At 47.4% G+C, this 14,723-nt stretch carries 13 protein-coding genes, 1 tRNA gene and 1 other RNA gene; 10 read left to right on the top strand and 5 right to left on the bottom strand.

What is annotated here, in order from left to right:
- The first annotated feature begins 89 nt into the window (after positions 1-89).
- The 9 genes from ADA01nite_RS14025 to ADA01nite_RS14065 all read left to right on the top strand — a co-directional run bounded on the left by ADA01nite_RS14025 (position 90) and on the right by ADA01nite_RS14065 (position 8,826).
- Positions 90-176: transfer RNA gene (locus ADA01nite_RS14025), tRNA-Leu, on the top strand.
- 50 nt (positions 177-226) lie between these two features.
- Positions 227-610, top strand: an RNA gene (gene rnpB, locus ADA01nite_RS14030) — RNase P RNA component class B.
- A 117-nt stretch (positions 611-727) separates the two neighbouring features.
- Complete coding sequence (locus tag ADA01nite_RS14035) at positions 728-1,012, top strand: iron-sulfur cluster biosynthesis family protein (RefSeq protein WP_146810918.1); 285 nt, start codon at positions 728-730, stop codon at positions 1,010-1,012.
- A 15-nt stretch (positions 1,013-1,027) separates the two neighbouring features.
- Positions 1,028-3,367, top strand: coding sequence for an AAA family ATPase (locus ADA01nite_RS14040; RefSeq protein WP_146810906.1), 2,340 nt, complete (start codon positions 1,028-1,030; stop codon positions 3,365-3,367).
- Positions 3,368-3,411: 44 nt separating this feature from the next.
- Positions 3,412-4,842 (top strand): sigma-54 interaction domain-containing protein, encoded by a 1,431-nt coding sequence (locus ADA01nite_RS14045; RefSeq protein ID WP_146810907.1) that lies wholly within the window; start codon positions 3,412-3,414, stop codon positions 4,840-4,842.
- A gap of 335 nt (positions 4,843-5,177) precedes the next feature.
- Positions 5,178-6,572 carry a GntP family permease gene (locus ADA01nite_RS14050; RefSeq protein ID WP_146810908.1) on the top strand — a complete coding sequence of 465 codons (1,395 nt, stop codon included), beginning with the start codon at positions 5,178-5,180 and terminating at the stop codon, positions 6,570-6,572.
- 75 nt (positions 6,573-6,647) lie between these two features.
- Entirely contained in the window at positions 6,648-7,343 is a 696-nt protein-coding gene (locus tag ADA01nite_RS14055) for a CoA transferase subunit A (protein ID WP_146810909.1), read from the top strand.
- Positions 7,344-7,359: 16 nt separating this feature from the next.
- Positions 7,360-8,013 carry a CoA transferase subunit B gene (locus tag ADA01nite_RS14060; protein WP_146810910.1) on the top strand — a complete coding sequence of 218 codons (654 nt, stop codon included), beginning with the start codon at positions 7,360-7,362 and terminating at the stop codon, positions 8,011-8,013.
- Between the two features lie 36 nt (positions 8,014-8,049).
- Positions 8,050-8,826 (top strand): 3-hydroxybutyrate dehydrogenase, encoded by a 777-nt coding sequence (locus tag ADA01nite_RS14065; RefSeq protein WP_174760613.1) that lies wholly within the window; start codon positions 8,050-8,052, stop codon positions 8,824-8,826.
- A gap of 246 nt (positions 8,827-9,072) precedes the next feature.
- Here ADA01nite_RS14065 and ADA01nite_RS14070 read toward each other — a convergent pair whose 3' ends face one another.
- Positions 9,073-10,266 carry an MFS transporter gene (locus ADA01nite_RS14070; RefSeq protein ID WP_146810912.1) on the bottom strand — a complete coding sequence of 398 codons (1,194 nt, stop codon included), beginning with the start codon at positions 10,264-10,266 and terminating at the stop codon, positions 9,073-9,075.
- A 162-nt stretch (positions 10,267-10,428) separates the two neighbouring features.
- On the opposite strand from ADA01nite_RS14070, the gene ADA01nite_RS14075 reads away from it, so the two are divergent.
- Positions 10,429-11,904, top strand: coding sequence for a SpoIIE family protein phosphatase (locus tag ADA01nite_RS14075; RefSeq protein ID WP_170230294.1), 1,476 nt, complete (start codon positions 10,429-10,431; stop codon positions 11,902-11,904).
- 91 nt (positions 11,905-11,995) lie between these two features.
- Here ADA01nite_RS14075 and ADA01nite_RS14080 read toward each other — a convergent pair whose 3' ends face one another.
- Genes ADA01nite_RS14080 through ADA01nite_RS14095 form a run of 4 tightly spaced genes read right to left on the bottom strand, consistent with a single transcriptional unit; the run spans position 11,996 to position 14,477 of the window.
- The gene (locus ADA01nite_RS14080; RefSeq protein ID WP_146810914.1) at positions 11,996-12,295 is read right to left on the bottom strand and encodes an STAS domain-containing protein; all 300 of its coding nucleotides are present in this window, start codon (positions 12,293-12,295) and stop codon (positions 11,996-11,998) included.
- A gap of 42 nt (positions 12,296-12,337) precedes the next feature.
- Positions 12,338-12,739, bottom strand: a complete 402-nt coding sequence (locus ADA01nite_RS14085) for an ATP-binding protein (RefSeq protein ID WP_146810915.1) — start codon at positions 12,737-12,739, stop codon at positions 12,338-12,340.
- The gene (locus tag ADA01nite_RS14090) at positions 12,726-13,043 is read right to left on the bottom strand and encodes a hypothetical protein (RefSeq protein WP_146810916.1); all 318 of its coding nucleotides are present in this window, start codon (positions 13,041-13,043) and stop codon (positions 12,726-12,728) included. The genes ADA01nite_RS14085 and ADA01nite_RS14090 overlap by 14 nt, the downstream gene beginning before the upstream one ends.
- Before the next feature lie 42 nt (positions 13,044-13,085).
- Positions 13,086-14,477: a globin-coupled sensor protein gene (locus ADA01nite_RS14095; RefSeq protein WP_146810917.1), complete on the bottom strand. Its 1,392-nt coding sequence runs from the start codon at positions 14,475-14,477 to the stop codon at positions 13,086-13,088.
- Between the last annotated feature and the right edge of the window lie 246 nt (positions 14,478-14,723).

The following is a 14,723-nucleotide window of genomic DNA, read 5'->3' on the forward strand; positions in this document are numbered from 1 at the left end:
CCTATTTCCATAAAAGTGAAGCAGATGCTCTGCAGCTTATTCCAAATATTTTTATGGGGCCCAAAGATAAGGGTGCAAAATTAAATTGTGCGGACGTGGCGGAATCGGCAGACGCGCTAGATTCAGGTTCTAGTGGTAGCAATACCGTGGGGGTTCAAGTCCCTTCGTCCGCACCATCATAATTGATTATGAACGCATAACTATGTGTATAATTTTATAACATAAGAAGTGTGGACAGTCGCTGTTCATGTTATATGAATAGAGGAAAGTCCAGGCTCGCCCGGGCTGCGATGCCCGGAGTGTTTGTGCCTGCCGCAAGGTAGGGCAGTCGTTTCAACGGCTGACGGCGGTGAAATCGGCTAAGTCCCTTTGGGATATGTCGAGAATAGCCTGAAAGTGCCACAGTGACGAAGCTCTGTCGGAAACGGCAGAGGTGGAACGAGGTAAACCCCGCAAGCGAGCAACCCAAATTTTGGTAGGGGCACTATCTGAAGGGAATTGAACTGGAGGATAGACGAGAGGATGCTCTCGTAGATAGATGACTGTCACTTCCGTGTACCAGGCTGGCTGCCGCGAAGAGTACGGGAAGGACAAAACCTGGCTTACAGCACTTCTTATGGCCGTTATATTGATTTATATAGAAAACCGTTCCATGCATTGGGGACGGTTTTTTCTACATTTATCACCATTGCAGGATGCTGGAGGTGCGACTGTGAATTTTACCATTATGCCTGAAGCAGTGCAGGCTTATAAGAAATATGCCGATTTCCGGGAAGGAGAATGCTACCGATTCTATGTGCGGACGGGTGGTCCTGGTACAGGCGGCCTTTTTTATGCTGTAGAAAAAAGTTCACAGGATGAAATCGGTACGGATGACGTGTTATTTGAAGTGGAAGGAATCTGTTTTTGGATTCGCGGAAGCGACGCCTGGTATTTCGATGGAGGAACACTTTCTTATAATAAATACTTAGGGGAATACGGCTTTGAATTTTACAATCCTTCGTTAGAATAAAGAAAGAGGTGCCTCATGAATCGAACGCTGCAATTTGATGAATGGACGGAAGCCATTCACAGGTTATCCGAAGAGGTGGAGAAGCATCCGCGAAGATGCGAAGCCCGTGCTGCTGAACTATATGCGCAGCTTGCTCATTGGAAGCAGCATATTGAAACCGAACGGCTTACTCCCTGGGAGGCTCTGCTATATACCTGTCTTGGTATTGTGACATGGGAAAGTCAAGAACAGCGGGCCGCGGAATGGCTCACGCGTGCTGTAGAACTTGATCCTACGCAACGAGCAGCCTGGAAATATCTCAGACTTACTGTGCTGTCTGCTCTCGCTTCCCTATTCGGCGATGTTTCATTTTCTTTGCCTCGCCAGGTAGATCCGGCCGAATACAAGAAGCAGAAAACGATTGAACTGCAGCAGGAAATGCAGAAAATAACCGGGGAGATAAGGGGCCGAGCTGAACGCCTGGTAGAAGAAGGAAGAAGGGCTCAAATAAATCTGGGGGCACAGCATGATGTCTGGGAGCAGGCCACCTCGCTTCTGGGGGAAATGCCGGGGATCGTGCAGGAGGTGGATGAGCGTGCGATTGCTTATAGCCGATCGATTAACGGATTGTATGCTCCGGAAGAGATACTGCGGCAGCTAAATGAATCGGTGGAGGCGCTTAATCAATATATCGAGCGCTGGAACCGCTTGTTTGCTCCCTATCGACGGGAGAGTCAGGAGGCGACCTCCGCGCTGGAGAGGCTGGATGAGCTTATTGGCATGGAGGAAATAAAAAAACGGATTCGTGATTTATACTATTTTCTTCTGTATATAACCCGAAGAAATGAACAGGGGTTTACCATGCGCGATCGTGTAGGCCTGCATGCAGTCTTAATGGGGAATCCGGGCACCGGGAAAACGACAATCGCCCGCCTGTTGGCTGAAATTTATCATGAGCTTGGCTTGCTCGAGAGACCTTCTGTTGTTGAAGTGGATCGCTCTCATCTGGTGGGATCCTACGTGGGGCATACGGAGCAGAAGGTGATGGAAGCTGTACAGCGTGCGGTAGGCGGTGTACTGTTCATTGATGAAGCGTATAGTTTAAAGCGGGCAGGAAGCGCAGAAAATGACTTCGGTCAGGTAGCGATCGACACGCTGGTTGCGGCGATGACCGGCGGTGAGTATGCGGGGACGTTTGCCGTTGTGCTGGCCGGTTATCCGGAAGAGATGCGCAATTTCCTGCTGGCCAATCCGGGTCTGAGAAGCCGATTTCCGGAGAACGGACATTTTATCCTGCCGGATTTCACGATGGATGAACTGGTGGAAATCGGGCAACTGGTAGCGCGCAATAATGAGTTTGTGCTGACGGAAAGCGCGCTTGTCGCACTGAGAGAGCGTATCGAGGCGGAGCGGGTGGACATGACCTTCGGCAATGCCCGAACTGTGAAAAATATCATTCTTGATGCGATTACGGCAAAGGGAAGGAAACTTGAACGCCTGGAAGAGATGCCGTCTGATGAGTACGCGATTTTGTATGCGGAAGACTTCGCCCTTCCTCAGGTGCAGGTAAAGCCTGCTGTAGAGCGCTTGCATGAACTGGTTGGATTGAAAGCCATAAAAGATGAGATTTCTACACTGTTTGCGTTTTTATCTATTCAGCAAAAGAGAAAAGAGAGCGGACTGCCGGTTATGCCAGTCGAGGTACACGCCGTATTCTCAGGCAATCCGGGAACCGGAAAAACAACGATGGGAGAATTGTATGCTGCCATATTGAAGGAAGCAGGCGTGCTAAAGCGCGGTCATCTGGTCACCGTCGGACGGGCGGATTTGGTGGCAGAGTATGTCGGACAGACGGCGGCCAAGACGAGGCGCAAAATTGCGGAAGCGCTTGGCGGTGTGCTGTTCATTGACGAAGCGCACGCCCTCATTCCCTCAGGGCCGAATGATTATAGTGTGGAGGCAATCGATACGCTTGTTGAAGAGATGACGAAGCACCAAGAGAATCTTGCCGTTATTCTGGCCGGGTATCCGCGGCTGATGGAAGAACTGCTCGATATGAATCCCGGCCTGCGTTCTCGATTTAAAAAATATTTCCATTTTCCCGATTATTCGGCGGAAGAGCTTGTGGAAGTAGCCAAAAGATATGCTGCTGATATGGGGTATCAGTTGTCTCTTTCGGCCTTGAATCAACTTCGCGGTTATTTTACGGAAAAAAACAGGGCAGAGAATGGCAACGCCCGGCTGGCACGATCACTCATCGAAGCAGCCGGACAGCGGCAGGCCAGACGGTTGATGGATACCGGTCGCACATCCTTTACGCTAGAAGAGCTAATGCGGATCGAAGAGGCGGATGTGCGCGGTGCGTCTATGCTATAGAAAGCCGCATTGATATGTAGCGGAATAAGGGGGGGGGATGCATCATGATTATCCGGCGAAACGGATGGGTTCACCGTCTGCTGGTTGATTTGGCGGGTAAAGCGCAGAAAGTAAAAGAGGAAAAAGACATGCTGCAGACGATTATCGATCATGCTTATGAAGGCGTACTTATTGTCGATCCGAAAGGATATATTTTAATGGCAAATGAGATTTACGCGGATTTTCTAGGCAAGAAGCTGAGCGAAATCATCGGCAAGCATGTAACCGAAGTGATTGAAAATACGCGCATGCACATTGTCGGACAAACAGGAAAACCGGAAATTGCCCAGATGCAAAAGATTAACGGGCGGGAGATGATTGCAAGTCGGATTCCGGTATTTAACCAGGGAAAAGTAGCCGCTGTCGTCGGAACCGTTATGTTTCAGCAGGTGGATGATTTATTTGCTCTTTCCACGAAGATGGAAAACCTGCGTAAAGAGCTGAATTATTATAAAGATGAGCTGGATAAGCGACTGCAGGCTAAGTATTCATTCGATACGATCCTGGGGTCAAGTGAAGAGCTGGAGAAGGTAAAGCGCCTGGGACAACGGGTTGCAAAAAGCGATACAACCATTTTGCTGAAAGGTGAGAGCGGGACGGGGAAAGAGTTGTTCGCGCACGCGATTCATCGTGAGAGCTACCGGGGGGCAGGTCCGCTCATTAAAGTAAACTGTGCGGCCATTCCTGATGCGCTCCTGGAATCGGAGCTGTTTGGCTACAAGGAAGGAGCGTTTACCGGAGCCAAGAAGTCCGGGAAGAAAGGCAAGTTTTCGCTTGCAAACGGCGGTACCATCTTTCTTGATGAGATTAGCGAAATGCCGCTGATGATGCAGGTTAAATTGCTGCGTGTCCTGCAGGAAAAGGAAATTGAGCCGATCGGAGCGGATAAGCCGGAGTCGGTAGATGTACGGATTATCGCAGCGACAAACAAGGATTTGCTGTCATTGGTCGAGCAGGGAAAGTTCCGCCATGATTTGTACTACCGGTTGAATGTGGTTATGCTGGATATTCCGTCGTTGCGTGAGCGAAAAAGCGATATTCCTCTTCTTATCGAACACTTTTTGGAGAAGCTTGAAAAAGAGACGGGAATTCCGGTTGAAGGTATCGAACGGGAAGCTGTGGATGCGCTGCTTGCCTATTCGTGGCCGGGAAATATTCGCGAACTGCGGAACGTGCTGGAGCGTACATTGTACGTCAAGAACGGCCCTGTGATTACAAAACAGGACCTTCCTGCTGTCATTGGAAGCGAAGTGACTGTTAGGGAGAACGATAATGGAGCAGGTACATTAAAACAGGCGGTAGAGCAAGCGGAAGCATCGGCGATTCGACGGGCGATCCGGGAATGTGACGGCAACAAATTGCGGGCGGCGGAGCGTCTCGGCATTAGCAAGTCCAGCTTATACGCCAAAATTTTTAAATATCAAATTACAGAATAAATAAGCGTTACATATTGGACGAAGAGAATCATTCTCTTCGTCCAATATTTTGGAATTAAAGTCCAATATTTTGGAAAAAATAAGGGTTTTTGTAAAGGATAGCTCTTGATTTATTTTTTCTTCAGGCCATAGAAACAAAGAAACATCAGTTTTTATCAGATGTGTAAATGAATCGTCAAAAAAAGAGGTTATTTTGGCATAGATTTTGCTTTTGTTTAGAATGTGGATGGGGAATGCGGCAGAGAGTGGAGGAGTGGTAATAAAATAAAGAGAAAACTCGAAGCACAATATGAAAACGTTTTAACCTCTTGTTTTAGAAAAAAGGAGGAAGTTAGATGGAAGTTATCGTCATTTTATTGGCACTATTTTTCCTTATGTTTGTTGCGTACCGCGGCTTCAGCGTCATTTTATTTGCTCCCATTGCTGCGCTGTTTGCGGTGCTATTGACGGATCCGGGATATGTGCTGCCGTTTTTCTCAGGTGTATTTATGGATAAGATGGTTGGCTTTATTAAAAGTTATTTTCCGGTATTTCTTTTGGGTGCCATTTTCGGTAAAGTCATTGAGATGTCCGGCTTTGCCAAGTCGATTACCGGTGCGGTGATCAAGCTTATCGGTCCGAGCCGTGCGATGCTGGCGATTGTGCTGGTCGGCGCTATACTCACATACGGCGGAGTTTCGCTGTTTGTGGTAGCGTTTGCAGTTTATCCGTTCGCGGCGGAGCTGTTTAAAGCAGCTGACATTCCGAAGCGGTTGATTCCGGGAACGATTGCGCTCGGAGCGTTTACGTTTACCATGGATGCGTTTCCGGGAACGCCGCAGATTCAGAACATCATTCCGACGACATTTTTCAAAACGGATACGTGGGCGGCTCCGTGGCTTGGCTTTATCGGTGGACTTTTCGTCTTCATTATTGGTATGATTTACTTAGAATGGAGAAGAAGAAAAGCAAAGGCTGCCGGCGAGGGATACGGCACCGGACACAAAAACGAGCCGGAGCCGCTGGGAGAAGAAAAGCTGCCGAATGCCTTTATTGCCATTCTTCCTCTCATTGTTGTCGGGGTATTCAACAAAGTCTTTACAAATTTGATTCCGCAGTTCTATGGGAAGCAGTTCGACTTTGAAGCCATTAATATTGCCAAGGTCAATCCGGTCGATGTAACAAAAGAAACGGCGATCTGGGCGGTAGAGGGCGCGCTTGTATTGGGCATTCTGACTGTGCTGCTGTTCTCGTTCAACCGCATCAAGGAAAATTTCAATGCAGGTATTAACGTATCGATCGGCGGCGCGATGCTGGCTACGCTGAACACGGCGTCCGAGTACGGATTCGGCGGTATCATTTCGCTGCTTCCGGGCTTCAAATCGGTCAGCCAGGCGATGTCTGATACCTTTACCAATCCGCTGGTGAACGAAGCGGTGACGACGACGACGCTGGCTGGGATCACAGGTTCTGCGTCAGGGGGGATGAGTATTGCGCTGGCGGCCATGGGAGAGACGTACATGGAGCAGGCGCAGAAGCTCGGTATCAATCCGGAAGTGCTGCACCGAGTGGCGTCCATGGCGTCCGGCGGGATGGACACCTTGCCGCATAATGGGGCAGTCATTACCCTGCTTGCGGTAACCGGACTTACACATAAACAGTCGTATATTGATATCTTTGCGATGACGCTTATTAAAACAACCGCTGTATTCTTTATTATCGCACTTTACTACATGTTCGGTATCGTTTGAATTTTTGTTTGTTTGCAAGCGGTTGCAATATTCTATACTGCAGCCTATTTATAAATCCAGTAAGGAGTGAGTCAAGTGAGTGTGTTTACATCCATTGATGAAGCTTTAAACGGCATTCAAGACGGAGCCACTATTATGGTGGGCGGGTTCGGTCTGGTTGGCATTCCCGAGAAACTGATTCTTGGATTGCGCGACAAGGGAGTAAAGGATTTGACGATCATTTCCAATAACTGTGGGGTAGACGATTGGGGGTTGGGCCTGCTGCTGCAAAATAAACAGATTAAGAAAATGATTTCGTCTTACGTAGGTGAAAATAAAGAGTTTGAACGTCAATTTTTATCCGGTGAGCTGGAAGTGGAATTGGTACCGCAGGGCACACTGGCAGAGCGCATCCGCGCAGGTGGTGCCGGCATTCCGGCATTTTACACGCCGGCCGGCGTAGGTACACCGCTTGCCGAAGGGCGCGAAGTGCGTACGTTCAACGGCAAAGAATATTTGCTCGAAACAGGACTGACCGCCGATTTCGCGTTGGTAAAAGCCTGGAAAGGTGACACCATGGGGAACCTGGTGTACAACAAAACGGCCCGCAACTTTAATCCAATGATGGCGGCGGCAGGAAAAATTACGATTGCAGAAGTGGAGGAACTTGTGGAGCCGGGTGAGTTGAATCCGGACCATATCCATACGCCGAGCATATATGTACAACGTATTATTCAATGCACGAACTACGAGAAACGAATCGAACGCAGAACGGTACAGGCACAAGCATAACAAGGAGGGGAATAAGATGGCATTATCAAGAGAGCAAATCGCAAAACGAGCGGCCCAGGAGATCGAAGACGGTTTTTACGTGAATCTGGGTATCGGTATTCCGACATTGGTAGCCAACTACATTCCGAAGGATAAGCATGTTGTGCTACAATCGGAGAATGGTCTGCTCGGTATCGGACCGTACCCGACAGAAGAGGAAGTAGATCCAGAATTAATCAACGCAGGAAAAGAAACGATTACAATGCTGCCGGGTGCAAGCATTTTCAGCAGTGCAGAATCGTTTGCGATGATTCGCGGCGGTCATATTGACATAGCCATTCTCGGCGGCATGGAAGTATCAAAAAACGGCGACCTGGCTAACTGGATGATTCCGGGTAAGATGGTCAAAGGCATGGGTGGCGCGATGGACCTGGTGCACGGTGCGAAGCGCATCATTGTTATTATGGAGCATGTGAATAAGCACGGCCAGCCGAAAATTCTAAACGAGTGCACGCTGCCGCTGACGGGCAAAGGTGTAGTAAACCGTATCATTACGGATCGCGCGGTCATCGATGTAACGCCGAACGGTCTCGAACTGGTAGAAGTAGCGCCAGGCTTTACGGTACAGGATATTAGAGAATCTACAGAACCGGAATTAATTATTTCTCCAAAGCTGGCCGGCAAAGCATAGGGAAAGTAGAAGGAGACATAGCAATCAATGACGAAATTGGTGCAGGATAAAGTTGTATTTTTGACCGGAGCGGCGAGCGGCATTGGTTTGGAACTCGCTAAGGAGTTTGCCCGGGAAGGTGCAAAAGTAGCGATTAGTGATTTGAATGCCGAAGCAGCGGTAGCTGCGGCCTCCGAGTTAACGGCAGAAGGCTTTGCTGCCATCGGTATGGGCTGCAACGTGGCGGATGAAGCACAATTGAAAGCCGCGCTGGATGAAACGGTGGAAAAATTTGGGCGTCTAGATGTGCTGGTGAATAATGCGGGATTGCAGTACGTTTCGCCAATTGAAGAGTTTCCGACGGAGAAGTTTGAGCAGCTGGTAAAAGTAATGCTTGTGGCTCCGTTTATGGCAATCAAGCATGTATTTCCGATTATGAAGCAGCAGGGATTCGGCCGTATTATCAATATGGCTTCCATCAACGGACTGGTCGGCTTCGCGGGCAAGGCAGCGTATAACAGCGCCAAGCATGGCGTCATCGGTTTAACTAAAGTGGCTGCGTTGGAAGGCGCTACGCATGGCATTACGGTTAATGCAATTTGTCCCGGCTATGTAGATACGCCGCTTGTACGAAATCAACTGTCAGATTTGGCCAAGACGCGCAACGTACCGCTTGAGAAAGTGCTTGAAGAGGTCATCTATCCACTCGTACCGCAGCGCAAGTTGCTATCGGTCAAGGATATTGCGGACTATGCGCTGTTTATTGCCAGCGATAAAGCAGGCAGTGTAACGGGGCAGGCTATAGTTGTTGATGGCGGTTATACAGCACAATAGTACAAACCATGGCAAAAGACCGCTCTGGATTTTCCAGAGCGGTCTTTTTCTGTGAAAATCGTGAGGAAAGAGGGAGAAGATAGAGGAAAAAAAGATCCAGGGAAGAAAAAGGTCTTCGCCTTTTTCTACACTAAAATCCTCTCCTCGTTCTGTTCTCTCTTTTCCTTCGTACCGCAAAAGTCAGCCGCTCTTCCCATGATTTTCATAGCAGGGTTGCAGCTGAAAAGCCATGGGAGTTTTGATTGATTATTCGGTCGCGGATTCTTTGCCGAGGAAAAGCACGACCAGTACGGCCAGCATCGTCATCGTAAAGAACATGGAAAAAATATATGGGAAGCCAATACTCATGCCGATGAGCAGCCCGACCAAGTACGGTGCAATGATACCGGCAATTCGACCGAAACCTGCGGCCCATCCGGTACCGGTGGCACGGAACAAGGTCGGATATTGCTCTGCCGTATATGCGTACGTAGCGCCCCAGGCCCCCAGATTGAAGAAAGAGAGACAAATGCCGGAAAATAGTAATGTCCATATATTAGGTGATAGTCCGAATGCCAGCGAAGAGATGGCAGACAGTGACATGAATACAACAAGGGTTGGTTTTTTGCCCCATTTGCCGACGAAGTAGGCAGCGGTGAAATATCCAGGAATCTGCACTAACGTCATCAGCAGCACGTATTCAAAGCTTTTGATGAGTGTAAACCCTTTCATAACCATAATAGACGGCATCCACAGCAGCATTCCGTAGTAAGAGAAGACGGAAGCAAACCAGAGGGTCCACAGCACAAATGTTGTGCGGCGGTAAGAAGGGGACCACAAAAGTTTAATCTTTTGTCCGATCGTCTTCTGTTCAGATTGCCTGGTAAAAGCGGGTGTCTCCGGCAGTGCCCGGCGCAGATAAAGAGCATACAGCGCAGGGATTGCGCCCATAAACAACCCGACGCGCCAGCCAAACTCCGGAATGATAAAGTATGAGATAACGGCGGCAACAAGTGCCCCGCCAGCCCAGAAGCTCTGCAGCCAGACGACCCACTTTGCCCGATCACGCTGCGGGGCAGATTCCAGAACATACGTAGTGACGACTGGAAGCTCTCCTCCCAGACCGAAACCGACAATGAAGCGCAGCACCATAAAGATGAGCAGTGTGGTGGCAAAAGCGTTCAAACCGGTGGCAATGCTATAAATAAGAAGTGTAACGATGAACAATTGCTTGCGTCCGTAACGGTCAGCCCATAGACCGGCAAGCGCCGCGCCCAGTGCCATTCCGATGAAGTTAATCGTACCGATAAGGCCCATTTCCGTCGGCGTCAGTCCCCACTCCACATTTAGCGCGGCAATAACGAAGGCGAGGATACCGACGTCCATCGAATCGAACAGCAGCCCGATTCCCGAGACACCGAGCAGTTTTAAGGCATGTCGCTCTTTTTTTTGCGTATTCATCTTTTTCATCCTTTCTTGCTGTTTTGGCGATACGCAGAGTATCGGATGCTACATTGTATTCATACAAAAGAGAATTGCTTATGGAGTAGAAGCAAAGGATTTCATATTTTGGTGGTATGCTACACTGAAAATAGAAACGAATCCGGTGAGGGGGCAGGCAGCATGAATGAAGAGCAATCGGCCTGGCAGATCGCACAGATGATCGAGACCATTTCCGATGCGTTTTTTGCTGTGGATAAACAGTGGCGGTTTATCTATGTAAATCGGGAAGCTGAAAAGATTTTGAAAAAACGCCGGAAAGATCTGCTGGGAAAAAGTTTGTGGAATGAACTCCCTAACGCGATGGCTCTCACCTTTCAAAACGAATACTATAAAGCGCTGGCTGAGCAGAGAGCGGTCGAATTTGAAGAATATTCGCTGACATACGATAAATGGTTTAAAGTGCATGCTGTGCCGTTTGCCGGTGGGCTGTGCGTGTATTTTCACGATATTACAGAGCGGAAAAAGTCCAATGAGCAGTTTCTTCATGCACTGGAGACGAATAACCACCTTGCCGCAGCCATTGCTAATACAGTAACGGGCGTAACTATCTCGAATCCGAACTTGCCTGATAATCCGCTGATTTTTGTCAACAAGGGATTTGAAGTGCTAACGGGATATATAGCTGATGAAGTGCTGGGGCGCAACTGCCGCTTCTTACAGGGGGAAGAGACGGATCAAGAGACGATTGCAGATATCCGTCGAGCAATAAGAGAGCGCAAACCAATTACATCAGAAGTGTTGAATTACCGGAAAGACGGGACAAGTTTCTGGAACGAGTTAACCATTAGTCCGGTTTTTGATGAATCAGGTGATTTGCTTTATTTCGTGGGATTACAGTCCGATGTTACTCGCCGCAAGCAGGCGGAGCAGGTACTGCAGGCAGAGCTGGATTTGGCCAAACTAGTGCAGGAGAGCGTGCTGAGTCGGCCGCTTTTTGAAGCAAACATTGAGATTGAAGCGATATACATTCCGTCTGAGAAATTAGCAGGAGATATATATTGCTGGTATAAAATCGATTCCCACCGGTATGGCATTTTGCTGCTTGACGTAGTTGGCCACGGAATTAGCGCCTCGCTTATCGGCATGTCCGTTCGCTCACTTCTGCAGGGGTTGATTACAAGACTGACAGACCCGGTGAAAGTGGTAAAAGAGTTGAATCGACATATGAATAACCTGTATGCGGAACAGCGTAAAATATCCTCTTATTATTTTACTTGCATTTATGTCGTAGTCGATACGAATCGAAAAACGATTGAGTATGTGAATGCTGGTCATCCGCCCGGGATCGTATGTACGGCGGAAGGGAAGAACTGGCGGCTTGAGAAGGGAAGCTTGCCGATTGGACTTCTGCCTCATTTACCGGTCGAGAAAGAAGTAATTACATACGAAACGGCAGCACGCATTGTTCTTTATACTGACGGTTTGATAGAGAGAAAGGAAAATGCGGCGTTTCATATGGTAGAAGAGATGCAGCGTTTCTTTTGGGAGAATCGCCATATGGAAACGGCAACAGTGAAAGAGGCAGCGATAAAAGCTTTTGTAACCGAAGAAAACAAAGATGATGTATGCTTGCTTGTGATTACGCTCCCGGAATAGGGAGGTATGGGGCGGGTAGAGGCAAGTAAGAAAGCAAGAAAGAGAAGGAGCGGAAAAAGGCAAGCCACTTTTCCGCTCCTATTTGTATCGGTTATGCGATTTCCACCAGTGTATCGAGCTTGCAGATTTGCAGGATGTTTTTCACAGGAAGAGAGCTATTGATAATCCGGATTTGATAGCGGGAAATCAGTGGATGAATCCAGCTGATAAGGAATCCTACGCCTGTGCTGTCGATGAATCGTACCTGTTCAAGATCAATGACCAGCTTTGTCGGCTGCTCCGGAATTTTTATTTCCCGTACCTTTATTTCGATTTGCCGCACGGTTTCAAAATTAATGTCTTCCTTGAAGGTAAACAAGATTTGATCCGTTTGTACGCTATAAGTAATCATTCGATTTTTCCCCTTTTGTTCTTTGTTTCCAGACCTTTGTCATTAGCGATCAAATATAATAATAGCCGTTTCACCGCGTTCGTCGAATGAAAAATGCTTGCTGATGCTTTTGATAATGTATAAGCCCCGGCCTCTTACCTGTTCCGGCGAAGGCAAGCCGGTCGCCAAATGTTTATGCCAGTCAAAACATCCCCCTTTGTTGACAATGCGGAGTATAATCTCGCTGTCGGTCCACAGAACGGTGATATGCGTAGGGTGCGTAGATGCTGCTTGCGGGTTGTGATCGATAATATTAACAAGAATTTCCCATATGCTGAGCTGAAGAGAATAATGCAGCAGACAATTTTCCGTAAGGGAAAGATGACTGCAGATATCATGTAAAACATGATCAACATATTTTTTTAGGTTCTCTCTGGTTAAATCGTGAAAATCATAAGTTAGCATGTTGAACTTTTTCCAATAATTTTTTTAGGTATGGGTGACGATATTCATCCTGGTGCTCAAGGCGATAGAGCTGACTCCAGAGAGAATTATACGTGGATTTGACTTTCATAGGAGTAACATTACCAAAGTAATACTGCAGATGAAGCAGACGCCATTTTACGTAGTTTCGATTGTCGCTTGTATTTGCCATATTGCCCATATCGATGCGAATGATTTGCTCATTCGCTTCGTGCAGTAATACATCTGTCATTTCCTCAAGAGAGGGGAATTCCCGGTTTTCAAAAGAAAATTTGACTATACTCATTCCGTGTCCCACCTATGCACGTATTTCTTTGTATCTGTGCGTTTATTGCTTCTGGATGTCGAATTTGTCATTCAATTGATTGCTTAAAAGACTTAATTCTTCAGCCATCTTGGCCACTTGTTCGGATGCGGTGGAAATTTCATTGAACGTTTGCTGGAAGTCTAAAATATAATTGCTCACATTCTTAATTTTTTCGCTGTTGGCACGCACCTGTACCGAAGAGTTATTCATAATATTCATAATCGCAGTATTAATCTCACGGAAGCGGTTTGTTTGTTTTGCAATTTGTTCAAATGAATTCTCAAATGAGTTCACGTTATTTTGTACCATAGAGATCTGTTCATGAATATGATTAAGCGCCGCCTGGGTTTGCATAGCAAGATTACGCACTTCCTTGGCCACGACAGTAAAGCCGCGTCCATGCTCTCCTGCGCGCGCCGCTTCGATGCTCGCGTTTAAGGACAGGACATTCGTTTTGTTGGAAATAGCATGGATAACCTGGACAATCTCTCCGATTTTATTGGCGCTTTCAATAAGCTCTTTAGATTTATCACGCGTTTCGTCCATGATTTCTACGATACGGTCAATTTCTTGCAATGCCGAACTAATTTCCGTTTTACCTTCTTCTACATCGTTTACCATCTGCTGCGAGCTTTCCTGGATGTCGCGTGTACCCTCGAGCATCTGCATAACATGCGCCTCTTTCTCACCAATGGATGCGCTTGTCTCTTCCGCTGTAGCTACGAGCATTTCGGACGATTCGTTAAGGCGGTGCTGGATGCGTTCGATTTCATTCAGACGCATCATAGACGATGTATAAGAATCGATATAGGTAGAAATCGCAATCTGCATGTCAAACGAGCAGAGGCGTTGAAACGAAGTGAACGCTTCACGCGCCTCGGAAGGGGAAGCCATTTCCCTGAGCAGCAGAGCCAGCACTTCATTCTGGATTAATGTATACGCACCAATATACCACTCTGGAAACAGATTAATCCGGTTATGCACATTGCCGATAATCTTACGTCGAACGATGTAATCCTGACCGATTTCGCCGGACACCATATCGAGAAGATAACGTTCTAAGGTCTGGCGCAGTTTATCGACCGAGCTATGATTGTTGATAATGGCCATTAAAGACGGAACCTTCATGATTTGGTCGTAAAATGATTTTACAATGTCGGCTACGTATTTGGTAAAGATAGGACGAATGGCAACAAGACGCTGCAAATCTTCTTCCGTCAATCCTACAAACTGGACTTTGGATGCTTCCGTGCTTTCCATCAATTGCTGATAGAAGCGGGAAACTTCCGCTGATGAAGCCGCGGAGGCTCTTGTGCCGGCCGTCTGTATCGACTCTTCTTTTTTCGTTCCTTTAAAAAATCCCAAGGCTCCTTTTTCATTGCCGAGCAGATGCTTAAACGGACATTCCATCATCTTCTTCCCCTTTACATAAATTATGTAAATTTGATTTGTCTACGATAAGTGAACTGGTAAAAGCAATTAGAATCAATGATGATTATACCATGACATTGGATGAAAAACTCATACTTTATTACTAAAAAAGCGGATTGTTTTTTTACATTTTTTTAATAAATCCCTTATCATGGGCCTGTATTTCTTTTGGCAATCGGCTAATAGTCTCTATTTTTGAGCTTCTCAGCCGCAGCCCCGACATGAAAA

It is taken from the genome of Aneurinibacillus danicus (assembly GCF_007991215.1).
Taxonomy (GTDB): Bacteria; Bacillota; Bacilli; order Aneurinibacillales; family Aneurinibacillaceae; genus Aneurinibacillus; species Aneurinibacillus danicus.